Below are 17,558 nucleotides of genomic sequence, written 5' to 3' on the forward strand. Positions count from 1 at the left end.
CGCACCCCCGTGCATGTCGAGATCAGAATGATAAGGATCGCATGCCGACAGCCGTATACGGGCGGCGGGCGAACCGATCACCCGACGTGCACGGCGGACATCACGGTCGATGCCGCCGCCCGTGCTTCTGCGGCCGTCGCTGCGCCGAGTGCCGCCTTCGCCGCACGTCGACAGGTCCCCTGATCGGCCTCGGCGAGCGCCGCGGCCACCCGGCCGAGCGATCGTGCCGTCATCGACAGCGAGGTCACGCCGAGGCCGACGAGAACGGGAGCGAGCGCCGGGTCACCGCCGGCCTCGCCGCAGACCCCGACCGGCTTCCCCGCCGCACGCCCCGCATCACCGACCGCGCCGATCAGGCGCAGCACCGCCGGCTGCCACGGATCGTTCAGATCGCCGAGCTCGCTGAGCAGGCGGTCGGCCGCCAACGTGTACTGCGCGAGATCGTTGGTCCCGATGCTGACGAAGTCGACGATCTCGAACAACTCGACAGCCAGCACTGCGGCCGACGGCGTCTCGATCATGATCCCCACGCGGTCGAGACCCGCCGCACGACAACGATCCGCGAAGTCCCGCGCCTCCTCGACGGTCGCGACCATCGGAGCCATCACCTCCACCTGCGCCGATTCGGCGGCGGCGGCACGGGCGAGCGCCTCCAGCTGATCATCGAGGAGCTGCGGAGAGCGGCGAGCGATGCGCAGCCCTCGCACACCGAGAGCCGGATTGTCCTCGTGGTCCGCGTTGGCGAACGGCAGCGGCTTGTCGCTGCCCGCGTCGAGTGTGCGTACGACCACCTTGCGGCCGGGGAAGGCGGCGAGCACGCCGCGGTAGGCGTCGACCTGCTCGTCGACGCTCGGCGCCTCCGTCCGGTCCAGGAAGCAGAACTCGGTGCGGAAGAGTCCGACGCCTTCGGCGTGCGCGGACGCGGCAGTCGCAGCATCCGCCGCTCCGCCGACATTCGCGAGCAGAGGCACGGGATGGCCGTCTGCCAGCGCGCCGGAGCCGTCGAACGCGACGACGACGGCAGCCGCCCTCGCCTCAGCCACACGTTCAGCGGGAGGGTCCACCTCGACCGTTCCGCGCTCGCCGTCGACGAGGAGCAGCGACCCGGCGACCACTCCCGTGGCCCCGGTCGCGCCGACGACCGCCGGCAGCCCCAGGGACCGGGCGATGATCGCGGTGTGCGACGTCGGTCCGCCCTGCTCCGTGACGAGGCCCACGCACTGCCCGCCCTCGAGCGACGCCGTGTCGGCGGGCGCGAGATCTGTGGCGACGAGCACGAACGGCTCATCCCGTTCCGGCACGCCGGGCATGTCGACCTCGAGGATCTCGGCGATGATCCGATCCCGCACATCCCGGATGTCCGCGACGCGTTCCGCCATCCGGCCGCCGAGCGCGGCGAGCCCCTTCTCGTGCGCGGCCGCGGCCTCCCACACGGCTCGCGCGCCGCTGCGCCCCTTGGTCCGCACGAGTGCCGTCGCATCGGCGACGAGCTCCGGATCGGACGCGAGGAGCCGGGATGCGTCGAGGATCGCCCTCGCCTCTCCTGTGGCCTGAGCCGTGCGCGACCGCAGCTGATCCGCGACGGCCACGGCCGCCCACTCGATGGCGGAGACCTCGTCGGCACGGTTCTCGGGCGCGATCACCGCGGCCGCATCGGGTTCCGGAAGAGGAGGGGCGAGCAGCACAGCGGGTGCCGCGACCCGTCCGGCGCTCACTCCGCGCCCGCGGAGCACGCCGGACGCGATGGCGGCCGGCATCTCGGCGGGGCCGTCCGCCGCACCGGCGTGCAGCGAGGCAGAACCGGGCGATGCAGAGGCCGGCGCTTCCGAGGGCGCGGCGTCCGTGCCCTCGCCGAAGCCGTCGTCGAACAGCGCCACCACACGTTCCAGCGCCGCGTCGGCACCCGCGCCGCTGACGCTCACCTCGACGTCGTCGCCCTGCCGCGCACCGAGGATCAGCAGTCGCGACAGACTCGCCGCCGACGCCTCGGGGCCGTCGGGCAGCCGGCGCAGACGCACCTCGGCGCCTGCCGATGCCTCCGCGATCAGAGCGGCGGGGCGAGCATGGATGCCGAGCGCATTGCGCACCCGCACCCGGCGCACCAGCGCGTCGGAGGGCGGCGCGTCAGCCCGCACGTCTGTCGATGCGGGCTCGGGCTCTCCCAGCTGCCCGGTCTTCGCCCCGAGCGCGGCTCCGGCCTCCGCGGCGACGTCGTCGAGCGATCCGCCGGCCGCCGCCGACACCACCGCTGCGAGCAGGCCCTCGACGAACGGGGCTGGGGCGAGCGTCACGGGCACGTTGCTCACACGTAGCTCGAGGGCCAGTTCCGCGCTGAGCACCGCGGACCCGAGGTCCATCAGCACCAGCACGCCCTCGCAGTCGACAGCCAGCTCGTCGATCGCGCCCGCGACCGCGACCGCATCCGTCCCGAGGATCGGAGCGCCGTCGGGATCGGTACCTGCTCCCGCTGCGACCTCGACCCGCACGTTGCCGCCCTGGACCATCTGCAGGGCAAGCTCCAGCGCCGCCTCCCCGAGTCGAGCGCTGTGGGAGACGGCGACGATCCCGATCATCAGGAAGTGCCGGAGACCGCTGCGGCCAGCGTCTCGAAGAGGATCGTGGTGGAGGCCGAACCGGGATCGAGATGCCCGGCACTGCGTTCGCCGAGGTAGCTCGCACGGCCCTTGCGGGCGACGAGCGGCTCGGTCGCATCACGACCGGCGGCGGCAGCAGCAGCCGCCTTCTGCACCGCATCCGCGACCGATGATCCGTCGGCGAGAGCCGCATCCAGCGCGTCGACGGCCGGCGCCATGGCGTCGAACATCGTCTTGTCCCCCGCCTCGGCCTTGCCGCGGGCGACGATGCCGTCGAGGCCCGCCCGAAGCGCCGCGGCGAGCCCCGCGGCGTCGAGCTCGGACACGGCGCCTGCCGTCATCCCCATCCGCAGGAAGAACGTCCCGTACAGCGGACCGCTCGCGCCGCCCACCGAACTCACCAGGGTCATCCCGACCGATTTCAGCAGCTCGTCGACGGTGCCCGGTGCGCCGGAACCCAGCTTCTCGCCCACCGCATTCATACCGCGCGCCATGTTGGCTCCGTGGTCAGCGTCGCCGATCGCGGAGTCGAGCTCGGTGAGCCATTCTCGTTTCTCGGTGACGGCCGCCCCGAAACGGGTGATCCAGTCGACCAGGATGTCGGTTCCGATGGTGTCAGTCATACGTGCAGTCCTTCGTGGGTACGAGTTCAAGATTCTGTTCCGGTCGCGATATTCCAGGCATCCGGGGTCGATTCGGCTGGAATATCGCGACGGGAGCGAGGTGGGTGGGGTGGCGGGCGGCTCAGGCGCCCCAGCGCAGGCCGGGAGTGTTCACGGGGGCATCCCAGAGCCGCAGCAGCTCGTCGTCGGCCTTGAGCACCGTGACCGAGCATCCGGCCATGTCGAGCGAGGTGATGTAGTTACCGACGAGATTGCGAGCGATCTGCACGCCGGCCTTCTCGAGCAGAGCCGCGACCTCGGCGTACATCAGGTACAGCTCGATCTGCGGCGTCGCTCCCATGCCGTTGACCATGACGATGGCGGGACCGGCGAAGTCGATGTCGGCGAGGATCGGCTCGACCAACTGGCGGGCGATGTCGGATGCCGGCGCCAGCGGCTCCCGGTGCCGTCCCGGCTCGCCGTGGATGCCGATGCCGATCTCCATCTGGTCGTCGGGCAGGTCGAACGTCGGCTTGCCCGCGGCGGGCACCGTGCAGCTGGTGAGCGCCATGCCCATCGAGCGGCCTTGGCCGTTGATGCGCTTCGCGAGCTCGACGACCGCCGCGAGATCCTGGCCCTCCTCCGCCGCCGCGCCGACGAGCTTCTCGAGGAGCACCGTCAGCCCGACCCCTCGACGTCCGGCGGTGTAGAGCGAGTCCTGCACGGCGACGTCGTCGTCGACGACGACGGTTCCGACCTCGATGCCGTCCATCTCGGCGAGCTCGGCGGCCATCTCGAAGTTGAGCACGTCTCCGGTGTAGTTCTTCACGATGTGGAGCACGCCGGCTCCGCGGTCGACGGCCTTGGTCGCCGCCTGCACCCGGTCGGGGGTCGGCGAGGTGAAGACCTCGCCGGCAACGGCGGCATCCAGCATCCCCTCCCCGACGAATCCGCCGTGCAGCGGCTCGTGCCCGGATCCCCCACCGGAGACGATGGCGACCTTGCCCTGCGCCTTGGGCGTCGCGCGGGTGATGACGTGTGTCTCGAGATCGACCGAGAGCTCGGGGTGGGCGAGAGCCACGCCCTTCAGGGATTCGACGAGAACATCCTCGGGGGCGTTGATGAGCTTCTTCACCGTTCGATCTCCTTCGATCTGTCGTCTCCCGCGATGACTTTCGCGAAAATCCGAAAGCAATTCGTTAATGTCGAATATGCTCGGACCCGGTCGGGTTGTCAAGATCAATCCTGACGACCCACCATCAGCCGGCTCGACGATGCACCGGAAGGAGAAGAGACCTGTGATCCAAGCGATCGACCGCGCAGCGAAGATCCTCGAACTGCTCCAGGGCGCCCGCCATCTGGGCATCACCGACCTCTCCGCCGCCCTCGGCCTCCCACCGTCCACCGTGCACGGCATCGTGAAGTCGCTGCGCTCGCACGGACTCGTGGCGAAGGAACGCGGCGGTCAGCGGTACATGCTCGGCCCGACGCTGCTGCGGCTCAGCAACGTGTATCTCGACACGCTCGACGTGCGGGCGCGCGCCATGCGCTGGACACAGGAACTCGCCCGACGCACGAACCTCTCGGTCCGCCTCGGTGCCCCGCACTTCACCGACGTGCTGGTCATCCATCACAACCTGCGGCCCGACGACAGCCAGCAGATGCTGGAGACCGGCGTCGCGATCCCCGCCCACGCCTCAGCGATGGGAAAGGTACTGCTCGCCTACGACCTCGGCTTCCAGCGGAGCGTCTTCGAACAGCCGCTGCGCAGCCTCACCGGCGACACGGTCACCGACGTCGCCCGGCTCACTCTGGAGTTTCCGGTGATCGCGGAACGCGGCAGCGCGAGCGAGGTCGATGAGGCGGTGCTCGGGGAATCGTCGATCGCCGCCCCCATCGCCGATGCCTCGAACGACATCGTCGCCGCGGTGGCCGTGGTCATGCCCTCCTCTCAGGCCGCGGAGACCGACGCGGTGCTCGACGCTCTGCGCGAGACCGCCCGCAACATCTCGCGAGAGCTCGGGGCGACGTCGTGGCCGCCCCGCATCGCCCCTGCGGAGGACTGAGCACTCACGCGTTGCGAGATCAGCCAAGCACTGCGTCGGCCTGGCAGGGTCCTCAGCCGCGCCGGGCCGTCAACCGCGCAGGGCTAACGCGAGCGGGAGCACCTCGGTCGCACCCGCTTGGCGCAGCGCACGGGCGGCGACGGTCATGGTCCACCGGCTGTCGACCAGGTCGTCGACGAGCAGCACTGGGCCCGCGGGCACATCGAGGTGCTGGGCGCCGAACCGATCCCAGAGCCCCGCGAGCCGGAAGACGCTGTTGCCACCCGACTGCCCGGTCGGCCCACCGCTCACCGGCTCGAGTGCACCGAGGTACGGCAGCCGCCCGACTTCGGCAAGACCGCGGGCGAGGGAGTCGACCAGCAGCGGACGCGACCGTGACGGCAGCGCTACGATCGCCACGGGCCGCTCGGTCCACCCCCACCCGGCGAGCACCCGGACGCACGCCTGGAGCAGCTGCGGCGTCACCGCGGCATCCGTCGCACCCGCCGCGAACATCTCCCGCAGCGTGTTCCCCCATCCGAGATCCGTGAGGCGCGCGAGCGCCCGGCCCTCCCCCGCCTGTTCCTCGGCGGCGATGCGCCCCTTGACCGGCACGCCGAGCCGATCGGCGCCGGTGGGCCAGGCACGGCGCGGTTCGATCGGGACGCCCACCCGATCGAGCGACTCCGCCGCCTGACTGCTCGCCCCCACCCCGATCTCCTGCGGGAACCAGACGCCAGCGCAGTTGTCGCAGCGCCCGCAGGGCGCAGCCGTGGCATCATCGAGCGAGCGCTGCAGGAACTCCATGCGGCATCCGTCGGTCTGCTCGTACTCGATCATGTGCTGCTGCTCGGCGAGCCGCTCGGCCGCGATGCGCTCGTAGCGCTCGGCGTCATAGCTCCACGGCGCACCCGTCGCGACCCAGCCGCCCTGCACCCGCCGCACCGCCCCATCGACGTCGAGCACCTTCAGCAGCAATTCGAGCGGCGTGCGACGGATGTCGACCATCGCCTCGAGCGCCGGCGTCGAGATCGGCGCATCGCCGAGAGCGCCGATCACCCGCTCGGCGCGCTCGCGGTCGGGCATCGACGCGGTGGCGAAGTAGTGCCAGATGTCGCGGTCCTCGACGCCCGGCAGCAGCAGCACATCGGCGCTCTCGCTGGCGCGCCCGGCACGACCGACCTGTTGGTAGTACGCCACCGGCGAGGAAGGGGCGCCGAGATGCAGCACGAACCCCAGGTCGGGCTTGTCGAACCCCATGCCCAGCGCGCTGGTCGCGACGAGGGCTTTGACCTCGTTGCGCTTGAGCATCCCCTCGGACTCCTCGCGCTCCTCGGTGTCGGTCTGGCCGGTGTACGCCCGCACATCGTGGCCGTGGTCGCGCAGCAGCCGAGCGGTGTCGACGGCGGCGGCGACCGTCAATGTGTAGATGATGCCGGAGCCGGGAAGATCATCGAGATGGCTGAGCAGCCAGGCCAGGCGGCTCGCCGAATCGCGCAGCCTCAGCACCCCGAGGCGCAGCGAGGTGCGGGCGAGCGGCCCGCGGATCGTGAGCACCGGCGCGGCACCGTCCCCCGTTCCCTCGGTCAGGCTGCCGAGCTGCTCCGCGACGTCGGCGACGACCCGGCTGTTGGCGGTCGCGGTGGTCGCGAGCACGGGCACGTCGGCCGGCATCTGCGCGATGAGGTCGCGCAGCCGCCGGTAGTCGGGACGGAAGTCGTGCCCCCAGTCGCTGATGCAGTGCGCCTCGTCGACCACCAGCATCCCGATCCGCCGGACGAGCGCCGGAAGCTGCTGCTCGCGGAACGCCGGATTGTTGAGCCGCTCCGGCGAGACGAGCAGCACGTCGACCTCATCGCGATCGAGCTGCGCGAGCACGTCGGACCACTCGTGGGCGTTGGTCGAGTTGATCGCGACCGCGCGCACCCCGGCGCGCTCGGCGGCGGCGATCTGGTCGCGCATGAGCGCCAGCAACGGTGACACGAGCACGGTGGGGCCGGCTCCCTGCCGCCGCAGCAACAGGGTCGCGACGAAGTAGACGGCGGACTTGCCCCAGCCCGTACGCTGCACCACGAGCGCGCGACGGCGCCCTTCGACTAGCGCCTCGATCGCCTCGTACTGTCCGTCGTGGAAGTCGGCGTCGGGGCGGCCGACGAGCTCGCGGAGTGCGGCGAGCGCGGCCTCGCGGGTGTCGGCGGGAGCTGCGGTGGTCATGCCCCCACTCTGCCTCACGCCACCGACACGTCGTCCGGCCCATCCACAGGTTCGACGACCCGCGACGGTCGGAGCGTCGTCTAGCGTGAAGGGATGATCACCCGTGAACTCGCCGTCGAGCTGCGCGAAGCCGGCCTCGGCTGGCACCCCGCCGAGGGCGACCGCTTCCAGCTCGACCTGCCGAACGAGGTGGAGCTCGAAGCCGAGGCCGACGTCTTCACGGTCAGCGAGATGACGATCGAGGCCCGCCAGACGCCGAGCGGCACCGACCTGGCGTTCAACGGCACCACCGAGTGGGCGCTCGATGCGGTCACCCTCGCCGACGCGGTGTGGCTGCCGCGCGAGGATCAGCTCCGCGACCTGCTGCGCGGCACCTTCCGCTCCCTCGTGAGACTCGAGGACACCTTCCGCGTGGAGATCGAGATCGCCGAGGAGACACTGGCGTACGAGCATCCGGATCCCGCCGAGGCCTACGGTCGCGCGCTGCTGGAACTGATCTCCCGCTCGAACTGACCCCCGTCTTGAGGAACCCCGTCGTTCTGTGTCAGAATAACCTAACGATCGGTCAGTAAAGATGCTGAATGAGGAGCGACGATGACCAGCCCCGCAGACCTCTCCCTCGTCCCGAGCGAGATCTCGGACGAGGAGCGCGTGTTCGACGAGCTCATCGCGAACGAGCAGCGCATCGAACCCCGCGACTGGATGCCGGAGGCGTATCGCAAGACGCTGATCCGGCAGATCTCCCAGCACGCGCACTCCGAGATCATCGGGATGCAGCCCGAGGGCAACTGGATCACCCGCGCACCGAGCCTCAAGCGCAAGGCGATCCTGATGGCGAAGGTGCAGGACGAGGCAGGACACGGGCTGTACCTGTACTCCGCTGCCCAGACCCTCGGCATCACCCGCGACGAGATGATGGATCAGCTCATCAGCGGCAAGGCCAAGTACTCCTCGATCTTCAATTACCCCACCCCGACCTGGGCCGACATGGGCGCGATCGGCTGGCTCGTCGACGGTGCCGCGATCGTGAACCAGGTGCCGCTGTGCCGCGCATCGTACGGTCCGTACGGCCGCGCCATGGTGCGCGTGTGCAAGGAGGAGTCCTTTCACCAGCGCCAGGGTTTCGAGATCCTGCTCTCGCTGATGCAGGGTTCCGAAGAACAGCGCCAGATGGCGCAGGATGCCGTGAACCGCTGGTACTGGCCGAGCCTGGCGATGTTCGGCCCGCCCGACGAGCAGTCGCCGAACTCCGCGCAGTCGATGAAGTGGAAGATCAAGCGCTTCTCGAACGACGACCTGCGCCAGCGTTTCGTCGGGATGCTGGTGCCGCAGGCCGAGATCCTCGGCGTCACACTCCCCGATCCCGATCTGCACTTCGACGAGGAGACCGGTCAATACGCCATCGGCGAGATCGACTGGGACGAGTTCTTCGAGGTGCTGCGCGGCAACGGTCCGTGCAACGCCGAGCGTCTCGAGCGCCGGCGCACCGCGCACGACGACGGCGCCTGGGTGCGTGAGGCCGCGGCGGAGTATGCCCGTAAGCAAGCCCTCAAGACGAAGGCGGTCGCGTGATGGCCTCGCCCGGCGCTGACGAGCGTGAACCGTGGCCCCTGTGGGAGGTCTTCGTCCGCGCGAACCGTGGACTGAGCCACGTGCACGTGGGCTCGCTACACGCCCCGGACGCCGAGATGGCGATCCGCAACGCCCGCGACCTGTACACGCGGCGCGGCGAGGGCGTGTCGATCTGGGCGGTGCCGGCCGACGCGATCACCACGAGCGACCCCGACGCGAAGGGCGCCTACTTCGAGAGCCCCGCGGGCAAGAACTACCGGCACGCCGTCTACTACACGGCGTCCGAGGGGGTGCCGCACCTGTGACCCTTCGACAAGCTCAGGGACCCACCGAGGATGCCGACGTACATGGCGACGTCTCCGTCGACGCGCTCCAGCTCAGCGCCGAGCTCTCGGGCACGGGCGCCACGGCCGATTCGGCTGACATCGCCGAATACGCGCTCCGCCTCGGCGACGATGCACTGATCCTGTCGCAGCAGCTCGGTGAATGGATCTCCCGCGCACCCGAGCTCGAAGAGGACGTCGCTCTCGGCAACATTGCGCTCGACCTGCTCGGACACGCCCGCTCGTTCCTCCACTACGCCGGTTCCTACGACGGCCGCAGCGAAGACGATCTGGCGTTCTTCCGCGACGAGCCGGAGTTCCGGTGCGCCTGGATCGTGCAGCAGCCCAACGGCGACTTCGCTCAGACCATCGCCCGGCAGTTCGTCGTGTCGACGTACATGTTCGAGCTCTATTCGGCGCTTCGGGCGAGCAGCGATGAGACGTTCGCGGCCATCGCGGAGAAGTCCCTCAAGGAGGTCGACTATCACCGGGATCACGCCGTGCAGTGGATGCTGCGCCTTGCCGGAGGCACCGAGGAATCGCGATCGCGCATCACCCGCGCCGTCGGCGACGTCTGGCCCTACGTCGATGAGCTGTTCCGGGACGACGACCTGATCGAACGGCTCGGAGCCGCGGCGGCTCGTCTCTCGACACTTCGCGCGGGGTTCGACGCCGTCGTCGACACGGTGTTCGGCGAGGCCGACCTGTCGGTTCCGGCCGTGGCCGCCTCGTCAGCCGGCGGGCGTCGCGGCGCGCACGCCACTCCCCTCGGCCATATCCTCGCCGAGATGCAGGTGCTCGCGCGCCGGCATCCGGGGGCATCATGGTGACCCTTCGTCAGGCTCAGGGACCGGAAGGGACTCAGGCTCAGGGACCGGTTCGATCGCGCGCCTGGCGGATCGCGGCCTCCGTGCCCGATCCCGAGGTGCCGGTGCTCACGATCGAAGACCTCGGGGTGCTCCGTGCCGTCGAGGCCGACGGCGACCGTGTGCGCGTCGACATCACGCCCACCTACAGCGGATGCCCCGCGATGGACACGATCCGCGACGACGTGATCATGTCGTTGACGGCGGCGGGCTTCGCCGATGTCGAGGTTCGTCTCGTCCTCTCCCCCGCCTGGACGACGGACTGGATGTCGGATGCCGGCAAGCAGAAGCTGACCGAGTACGGCATCGCCCCGCCCTCCGGGCGCGCGGCCGTCTCGTCCGGGCCCATCCGCTTGGCGATCAGCGTGCGCTGCCCGCGGTGCGGCTCGCTCGACACTCGCGAGACCTCTCGATTCGGCTCGACCTCGTGCAAGTCGCTCTTCGAATGCCGCGCATGCCTCGAACCCTTCGACCACTTCAAGGTGCACTGATGTCGCTGTTCACATCTCCCCGGGTCGCAGCCGCGGCATCCGTCCCTCCGCGTCGCGCCGTCGGTGAGCGCAAGCGGGCGCGTTTCCACACGCTCGCGGTGGAGGACGTGCGTCCGCTCACCGACGATGCGGTCGAGGTGACCTTCACGGTGCCTGCGGAGCTCGCCGACGAATACGACCACCTGCCGGGGCAGTACGTCGCTCTGCGAACAACTCTCGACGGCACCGAGGTGCGCCGGTCGTATTCGCTGTGCCGCGCTCCCGAGCACCGCACCGACGGACAGCCCACACGCCTGAGCGTCGCGGTCAAGCGCGACGAGGGCGGCCTGTTCTCCACGTGGGCGCAGACCGGCCTGCACCCGGGCTTCGAGATCGACGTGATGAGTCCGCAGGGGACGTTCACCTCGGGACTCGACGACCTCGATCACGCGCACGTGGTCGGCATCGCCGCGGGCTCCGGCATCACACCGCTGATGGCTCTCGCGCACACGGTGCTCACCCGCTCGACGACCTCGCGATTCACCCTGCTGTACACGAACCGCTCGACGCTTGACGTGATGTTCCTCGAGGACCTTGCCGACCTCAAGGACCGCTTCCCGACGCGCGTGACGCTCCACCACGTGCTCTCGCGCGAGCAGCGCACGGCGCCGGTGCTGTCCGGGCGGATCGATGAGGACAAGCTCCGGACGATCTTCGGCACGCTCATCGACCCGGCAGACGTGGACGAGTGGTTCCTGTGCGGACCGCTCGCGCTCGTCGACCTGTGCCGCGAGGTGCTCGCCGACGTCGGTGTCGCGCGTGAGCACATCCGCTTCGAACTGTTCACGACGGGTGACGAGCCGCTGCGTACCGCTCGACCGGTCGCTGTGCGCGCCGGTTCGAAGACGTTCCGCATCGAGGTGAACCTCGACGGTGTCTCGTCCACGGTGGAGAGTCCGGTCGACGCGCACGAGTCGGTGCTGAACGCGGCGCTGCGGGTGCGGCCTGATGCGCCCTTCGCCTGCGCCGGCGGCGTGTGCGGCACCTGCCGCGCTCGCGTGATCGAGGGCAGCGTGACGATGACCGAGAACTACGCCTTGGAGCCCGATGAGCTCGAGCGCGGCTACGTGCTCACCTGCCAGTCCCATCCCACCAGCGACCGCGTGGTCGTCGACTACGACGTGTGACCGGAGCCCTGACAGGCCCGGTCCCTGAGCTTGACGAAGGGTCCCGGAAGTAATCTCATGATCGATCTCACCATCGCCGATGATGTCGCGAGCATCGTCCTGAACGCCCCGGCGAAGCTCAATTCTCTCGACGAACAGGCGCTTCGCGACCTGGGTGCCGCGTACGACGATGCCGAGGCAGCCGACGTGCGCGCCCTCGTTCTGCGCGGCGAGGGCAGGGCGTTCTGCGCCGGCCGCGACATCTCCGGCGTTGACCCGCGCGACGACGACGTGATGGGCTACCTCGGCGGACTCGTCTCGCCGCTGCTGCAACGCATGTCGCGCTTCCCCGCGCCCACGTTCGCCGTGGCGCACGGCGCGTGCCTCGGCGTCGGGCTGGGGCTGCTGATCGCCACCGATGTGGTCTACGTCGGGGAATCCGCGAAAATCGGCTCCCCGTTCGCCGCGCTCGGAGCCACGCTCGACTCCGGCGGGCACGCGCTCTTCCTCGACCGGCTCGGTGCCCACAAGACGCTCGACCTCATTTACACGGGCCGCCTGATGACCGGAGCCGAAGCCGTGGCATCCGGGCTCTTCTCGCGGGTCTTCCCTGACGACGAGGTCGTCACCGCGACGACGGATGCCGCCGCCACCGCAGCCCACGGAGCCACGGCCGCCTTCCTCGCCAGCAAGCAGCTGGTGGCGCGGATCCGCGACGAGCGCCTGACGCTGTGGGAATCCGTCGACATCGAGAACGCCGCGCAGGCCGCGCTCTGCGACACGGACGACTACCGCGAGGGCTTCGCCGCGTTCCAGCAGAAGCGGAAGCCGGAGTTCCAGGGCCGCTGACGACCCCTGCTCCCGTGGCAGTTCGTGTGGGTTCACCGCCGGCGAAGCCGCACGAACTGCCACGGGAGCGATAGGTCCGGCTCAGGAGCGGCGGATCACGGGGCGGTCGAGGTCGCGGTAGTCGACGAGGATCGTGGCACGATCGACCGGTCGGCATTCGGCCAGGTACCGCTCCTGCCCTCCGATGTAGCGCGCATTCTCGGCGGCCAGCGGTTCGGGCGGAGACCCGTCCCGCAGTGACATGCGGCGAACGGATTCCACGAACGGGACGTCCAGGAAGACCGACATGTCCCAGACGTCGATCAGTTCCGGACGGTGCAGGAAGATGCCGTCGACGAGCAGGATGCTCCCCCGCGGAACGTCGACGCGGGGACCGGTGAGGACTCGGTCGGAGTCGACGTCGTGGGCCGCGGGCAGGTATGTGCCGTGACCGCGGCGGAACGGATCGACGACCTCCCGGCGGAAGACGTCGTAGTCGTACGAGTCGAGCCAGAATCCTTCGGGAGAGTCTCTGCCCCGGCGATAGCGGCGGGACCGGACGTCGTGGAAGCCGTCGATCGAGACCCGCACGGCGGCCGGTATCAGGGCGGCCAGCTCGTCGGCCAGCACCGTCTTGCCGGATCCGTCGACGCCGTCGATCCCGACGATGACATTCCGGCCGTCCGGCTCGGGGGTCGGCATCGACGCCCACAGTTCGTCGAGGAACTCGGTCCGCTGCTCGGCCATCACTCCGCCTCTCGTCAAGACCTCCGATCGTGCCACACCCGCCATGTCCGAGGTCGGTGCGACAATGCGAGGATGAAGCTCTCGGAGCTCGTCTCCACCACCGAAGAGGTCGCCGCCACGTCGTCGCGACTGGCGAAGATCGATGCCCTCGCGCGGTTGCTGGCCACAGCGGAGCCCGACGAGATCGCACCCCTCGTGGGGCTACTGCTCGCGTCGCCGCGCCAAGGACGTCTCGGGGTCGGCTGGCGAGGGATCGCTGCTCTCGACGTCACGCATGCGGCCGATTCGAGTCTGACCATCGCCGACGTGGATGAATCCCTCGATGCTCTGGCTGCGGCATCCGGCGCCGGATCGGCAGCCTCGCGCAGCAGCATCCTCGGCGGCCTCGCCGCTCGCGCGACCGTTGACGAGTGGGACTTCCTGACCCGCGCCATGCTCGGCGAACTCCGCACGGGTGCCCTCGGCGGCGTGGTGCTCGACGCGATCGCCCGAGCTTCCGACCGGGCGGCGGCCACCGTCCGGCGCGCCGCCATGCTGTCCGGCGACCTCGGCGTCACCGCGCAGTTGGCGCTCACGGGCAGCATCGAAGAGCTCGAAGCCGTGGGGCTGCAGGTCGGCCGTCCCGTGCTGCCGATGCTGGCTGCGACCGCCGCGACTCCGACGGCGGCGCTGGAGATCACCGGCGAGGCATCGGTGGAGTACAAGCTCGACGGCGCTCGCATCCAGGTACACCGGCACGGCGACGAGGTCGGCGTCTACACGCGCAGCCTGGCCGACATCACCCACCGCGTGCCGGAACTGGTCGACATCGTGCGATCGCTTCCGGCGCGCGACCTCATCCTCGACGGCGAGACCCTGTCGCTCGACGAAGACGGCGGACCCCGTCCGTTCCAGGAGACGATGTCGCGATTCGGCGCCGATGTCGAGCGCGAACTCATCCTTCGCCCGTGGTTCTTCGACGTGCTGCATGTCGATGGGCGCGACCTTCTCGACGAGCCCCTCTCGGTGCGACTCGCCGAACTCGAGCGCGTGGCCGGCGAATGGCGGATGCCGGGAGTGATCACGGCCGACGCGGAAGCCGCCGAACAGCTCTCGCGTGAGGCCCTCGCCGCCGGACACGAAGGGGTCGTCGTCAAGTCCATCGATGCGCCGTATGCCGCCGGACGTCGCGGCAAGTCCTGGGTCAAGGTGAAACCCGTCCTGACCTACGACCTCGTCGTACTGGCCGCCGAATGGGGTTCCGGACGCCGGCGCGGATGGTTGTCGAACCTGCACCTGGGCGCACTCGACGCCGAAGGCGAGTTCGGCGAACCGGGCGGCCACGTCATGGTCGGCAAGACGTTCAAGGGGCTCACGGATGAGCTGCTGCGCTGGCAGACCGAGACGTTTCCCAAGTTCGAGACACGCCGCACGCAGAACACCGTCTTCCTCCGCCCCGAGATCGTCGTCGAGATCGCGATCGACGGAGTGCAGCGCTCACCTCGCTATCCGGGAGAGATCGCGCTGCGCTTCGCCCGGGTGAAGGGCTACCGCGCGGACAAGCTGCCCGCCGACGGCGACACCATCCAGACCCTGCGAGCGCTGCTCCGCGGGTGAGGTCGGGCTTCAGGCCGAAGGCGGGAGCCCCAGATCCTCTTCCCGCACAGTGCCCTGGAACGACCACGGGAAGTTGATCCACATGTCCGTGTCCTTCCAGGCGTAGTCGGGCTGGATGATCGTCGACGGCTTCGTGTAGATCGTGACCGAGCGCACGTCGGCACCCTTGTCCTTCAGCAGCTCGACGGCGAGAGCCAGCGTACGACCGGAGTCGGCGACATCGTCGACGAGCAGCACCCGGCGTCCGTCGAGATAGGCCATGTCGAGCTCGGGCGGAAGAACCTCCGGAGCGTCGAGCACCGTGCCGATCCCGGTGTAGAACTCGACGTTGATCGCGCCGCAGTTCTTGGCGCCGAGGCCGTAGGCGATGGCACCGGCAGGGAGGAGCCCGCCGCGGGCGATCGCCACGACCACCTCCGGCTCGAAGCCGCTCTTGAGGATGTCGCGTGCGAGATCGCGCGTCGCCGCTCCGAACCCGTCCCAGGTGAGCGTCTCGCGCTCGGTCGATGCATCAGTCATCGGCCTATTCTCCTGCATCCGCGCCCGGCGCGCCCCGGTAGACTGACGAGGTCCGGCGCCTCCCCGCCGGTGCCTGAAAAAGAGGCACGAAGCACCCCGCGCAGATGCGAGGGCGAGACACATACGGATCCTTCACTCTCCGTCCCTGTCTCGAAAGGCATCAACATGCCCACCGTCTCCGCGCACGTCGCGCTCACCCTCGCTCAGCACATCGATGCCGTCTTCGGCGTCATGGGCAACGGCAACGCCTACTTCCTCGATGCCATCGAGACGCAGACGGATGCCGTCTTCACGGCGGTCCGTCACGAGCAGGGCGCCGTCGTCGCCGCCGACGCGCACTTCCGCGCCTCGGGACGCATCGCGGCGGGCACCTCCACCTACGGTGCCGGCTTCACGAACACGCTCACCGCTCTGGCCGAGGCCGTGCAGGCGCACGTGCCCCTCGTGCTCGTCGTCGGCGACGAGCCGACCTCGGGCCCGCGCCCGTGGGACGTCGACCAGATCGCCCTGGCCTCGGCCGTCGGCGCCCGCACCTACACCGTCGGACGCACGGATGCCGCCGCCACGACCGTCATCGCCATCGAGCACGCCCTGACGTATCGCGTGCCCGTGGTGCTCGCGATCCCCTATGACGTCGCGTCGCTCGAGGCGGGGCCGGTGGCCGAAGCACCCTCGCCGCGCCTTCCCGCGCCTCTCGCACCGAAGGGCGAGTTCGCCGAAGGAATGCTCGACGAGATCGCCGACGCGCTGCGCTCCGCGGAGCGTCCGTTCCTGCTCGCCGGCCGCGGTGCGTGGCTGGCCGGGGCGAGCAAAGCCCTGGGCGAGATCGCGGAGCGCACCGGCGCGCTCACCGCATCGTCGGCACTGGGCCGCGGGGTCTTCCCCGACGGCCGGTACGACCTCGGCGTCACGGGCGGATTCGGCGCGGACGGGGCGATGGAGTTGATCCGCACCGCCGACGTCGCCGTCGTCTTCGGCGCCTCCCTGAACCAGTTCACGATGCGATTCGGCGAACTCTTCGCCCCGGGTACGCGCGTGTTCCAGATCGACATCGCCCCCGCGGCCACGCACGCGCACATCGGCGGGTTCGTCCGGGCCGACGCCAGGGTCGCCGCCGAGGCGATCGCGGAGCGCCTGGGTGCGGCATCCGCCTCTTCCATCGCTGCGGGTGGGCGCAGCTTCGGAGACGAGCCGCGACTCGCCGAGCCGGTCGCGACTTCGGCCGGCGTGTCGGCGGCGGGATCCGAAGCCGGGCACGCACAGCCCTGGCGCGAGACCGTCGACGTGGCCTCCGCCCGCAGCTACGACGCCGGCGACGACCTCGCCGCCGACGGACGCCTCGACCCGCGCTCGGCCGCCCGCCGCATCGCCGAGCTGCTGCCGGAGGATCGCGTGGTCGTGTCGGACGGCGGGCACTTCATCGGCTGGGCGAACATGTACTGGCCGGTCACGTCGCCCGACCGGATGATGATGATCGGCACGGCGTTCCAGTCGATCGGGCAGGGCTGGCCCAGCGTCGTCGGCGCCGCTCTCGCCCGCCGCGAATCGACGGTCGTGCTGACCTCGGGCGACGGCGGCGGGCTGATGGCCATCGCCGACCTCGAATCGGCTGTTCGCGCTGCGGGCGGGCGCGGGATCGCGGTGATCTGGAACGACGCCGCCTACGGCGCCGAGGTGAACCTCTACGGACTCAAGGGCCTCGCCGAGGGACCGATGCGCATCCCCGAGGTCGACTTCGCCGCCTTCGGCGCCGCGGTGGGCGCGGAAGGCGTCGTGGTCCGCACGCTCGCCGACCTGGATCGCCTGGCGGCCTGGACCGACGAGGATGCCGCGACCCGCCGCTTCCTGCTCCTCGACCTCCGCATCTCGGGCGACGTGATCGCGCCCTACCAGCAGGAGATCATCCGCGTGAACTCCTGACGCGGCGCAGCATCCGTCGCTCCCGTGGCATTTGCAGTGGGTTGCGAGCCCCCGAACCCGCAAGAACTGCGACGGGAGCAAGGCCCGGATCAGCTA

The 17,558-nt window shown here is 70.0% G+C and carries 16 protein-coding genes and 1 pseudogene; 10 read left to right on the forward strand and 7 right to left on the reverse strand.

All coding sequences use genetic code 11. From position 1 onward, the window contains the following. Positions 1 to 77: 77 nt before the first annotated feature. From ptsP to dhaK, 4 genes and pseudogenes are all read right to left on the reverse strand, one after another. On the reverse strand, positions 78 to 1,757 hold the full coding sequence (gene ptsP / locus QFZ21_RS05890; RefSeq protein WP_373426040.1) for a phosphoenolpyruvate--protein phosphotransferase: 1,680 nt from the start codon (positions 1,755 to 1,757) through the stop codon (positions 78 to 80). A gap of 117 nt (positions 1,758 to 1,874) precedes the next feature. Next, positions 1,875 to 2,573: pseudogene (locus QFZ21_RS21035) on the reverse strand (HPr family phosphocarrier protein); the annotation flags it as partial. After that, positions 2,573 to 3,217 (reverse strand): dihydroxyacetone kinase subunit DhaL, encoded by a 645-nt coding sequence (gene dhaL, locus QFZ21_RS05895; RefSeq protein ID WP_307375401.1) that lies wholly within the window; start codon positions 3,215 to 3,217, stop codon positions 2,573 to 2,575. The pseudogene QFZ21_RS21035 and the gene dhaL, both read right to left, overlap by 1 nt. A 121-nt stretch (positions 3,218 to 3,338) precedes the next feature. Continuing rightward, positions 3,339 to 4,331: a dihydroxyacetone kinase subunit DhaK gene (gene dhaK / locus QFZ21_RS05900; protein WP_307375404.1), complete on the reverse strand. Its 993-nt coding sequence runs from the start codon at positions 4,329 to 4,331 to the stop codon at positions 3,339 to 3,341. Positions 4,332 to 4,494: 163 nt separating this feature from the next. Here dhaK and QFZ21_RS05905 point away from each other — a divergent pair, with 163 nt between their 5' ends. After that, a complete protein-coding gene (locus QFZ21_RS05905) occupies positions 4,495 to 5,262 on the forward strand; it encodes an IclR family transcriptional regulator (protein ID WP_307375406.1) in 768 nt (255 codons plus the stop codon). A 69-nt stretch (positions 5,263 to 5,331) separates the two neighbouring features. On the opposite strand, the gene QFZ21_RS05910 is transcribed toward QFZ21_RS05905, so the two are convergent. Next, on the reverse strand, positions 5,332 to 7,455 hold the full coding sequence (locus QFZ21_RS05910) for a RecQ family ATP-dependent DNA helicase (RefSeq protein WP_307375407.1): 2,124 nt from the start codon (positions 7,453 to 7,455) through the stop codon (positions 5,332 to 5,334). Positions 7,456 to 7,548: 93 nt separating this feature from the next. Between QFZ21_RS05910 and QFZ21_RS05915 the strand changes: the two genes are divergently transcribed. The 7 genes from QFZ21_RS05915 (at position 7,549) to QFZ21_RS05945 (ending at position 12,701) form a co-directional block, all read left to right on the forward strand. After that, positions 7,549 to 7,968 (forward strand): pilus assembly protein CpaE, encoded by a 420-nt coding sequence (locus QFZ21_RS05915; RefSeq protein ID WP_307375409.1) that lies wholly within the window; start codon positions 7,549 to 7,551, stop codon positions 7,966 to 7,968. Positions 7,969 to 8,049: 81 nt separating this feature from the next. Continuing rightward, complete coding sequence (paaA, locus tag QFZ21_RS05920) at positions 8,050 to 9,027, forward strand: 1,2-phenylacetyl-CoA epoxidase subunit PaaA (protein ID WP_307375410.1); 978 nt, start codon at positions 8,050 to 8,052, stop codon at positions 9,025 to 9,027. Next, positions 9,027 to 9,332: a 1,2-phenylacetyl-CoA epoxidase subunit PaaB gene (gene paaB, locus QFZ21_RS05925; RefSeq protein ID WP_116634685.1), complete on the forward strand. Its 306-nt coding sequence runs from the start codon at positions 9,027 to 9,029 to the stop codon at positions 9,330 to 9,332. Before paaA ends, paaB begins: the two co-directional genes overlap by 1 nt. Continuing rightward, the gene (gene paaC / locus QFZ21_RS05930) at positions 9,329 to 10,180 is read left to right on the forward strand and encodes a 1,2-phenylacetyl-CoA epoxidase subunit PaaC (protein WP_307375412.1); all 852 of its coding nucleotides are present in this window, start codon (positions 9,329 to 9,331) and stop codon (positions 10,178 to 10,180) included. Before paaB ends, paaC begins: the two co-directional genes overlap by 4 nt. Further along, positions 10,174 to 10,707, forward strand: a complete 534-nt coding sequence (gene paaD, locus QFZ21_RS05935) for a 1,2-phenylacetyl-CoA epoxidase subunit PaaD (protein ID WP_307375414.1) — start codon at positions 10,174 to 10,176, stop codon at positions 10,705 to 10,707. The genes paaC and paaD overlap by 7 nt, the downstream gene beginning before the upstream one ends. Next, entirely contained in the window at positions 10,707 to 11,873 is a 1,167-nt protein-coding gene (gene paaE / locus QFZ21_RS05940) for a 1,2-phenylacetyl-CoA epoxidase subunit PaaE (protein WP_307375416.1), read from the forward strand. Before paaD ends, paaE begins: the two co-directional genes overlap by 1 nt. Before the next feature lie 57 nt (positions 11,874 to 11,930). Next, the gene (locus QFZ21_RS05945) at positions 11,931 to 12,701 is read left to right on the forward strand and encodes an enoyl-CoA hydratase/isomerase family protein (protein ID WP_307375418.1); all 771 of its coding nucleotides are present in this window, start codon (positions 11,931 to 11,933) and stop codon (positions 12,699 to 12,701) included. 81 nt (positions 12,702 to 12,782) lie between these two features. Here the strand turns inward: QFZ21_RS05945 and QFZ21_RS05950 are convergent, their stop codons facing one another. Next, entirely contained in the window at positions 12,783 to 13,427 is a 645-nt protein-coding gene (locus tag QFZ21_RS05950) for a uridine kinase (RefSeq protein ID WP_307375419.1), read from the reverse strand. A gap of 72 nt (positions 13,428 to 13,499) precedes the next feature. Between QFZ21_RS05950 and QFZ21_RS05955 the strand changes: the two genes are divergently transcribed. Then, positions 13,500 to 15,023 (forward strand): ATP-dependent DNA ligase, encoded by a 1,524-nt coding sequence (locus QFZ21_RS05955; protein WP_307375421.1) that lies wholly within the window; start codon positions 13,500 to 13,502, stop codon positions 15,021 to 15,023. Between the two features lie 9 nt (positions 15,024 to 15,032). Here the strand turns inward: QFZ21_RS05955 and QFZ21_RS05960 are convergent, their stop codons facing one another. Beyond that, positions 15,033 to 15,542 (reverse strand): phosphoribosyltransferase, encoded by a 510-nt coding sequence (locus QFZ21_RS05960; protein WP_307375424.1) that lies wholly within the window; start codon positions 15,540 to 15,542, stop codon positions 15,033 to 15,035. A gap of 165 nt (positions 15,543 to 15,707) precedes the next feature. Between QFZ21_RS05960 and QFZ21_RS05965 the strand changes: the two genes are divergently transcribed. Next, the gene (locus tag QFZ21_RS05965; protein ID WP_307375426.1) at positions 15,708 to 17,462 is read left to right on the forward strand and encodes a thiamine pyrophosphate-binding protein; all 1,755 of its coding nucleotides are present in this window, start codon (positions 15,708 to 15,710) and stop codon (positions 17,460 to 17,462) included. Positions 17,463 to 17,558 lie beyond the last annotated feature (96 nt).

Source organism: Microbacterium sp. W4I20 (assembly GCF_030816505.1).
Classification (GTDB): domain Bacteria; phylum Actinomycetota; class Actinomycetes; order Actinomycetales; family Microbacteriaceae; genus Microbacterium.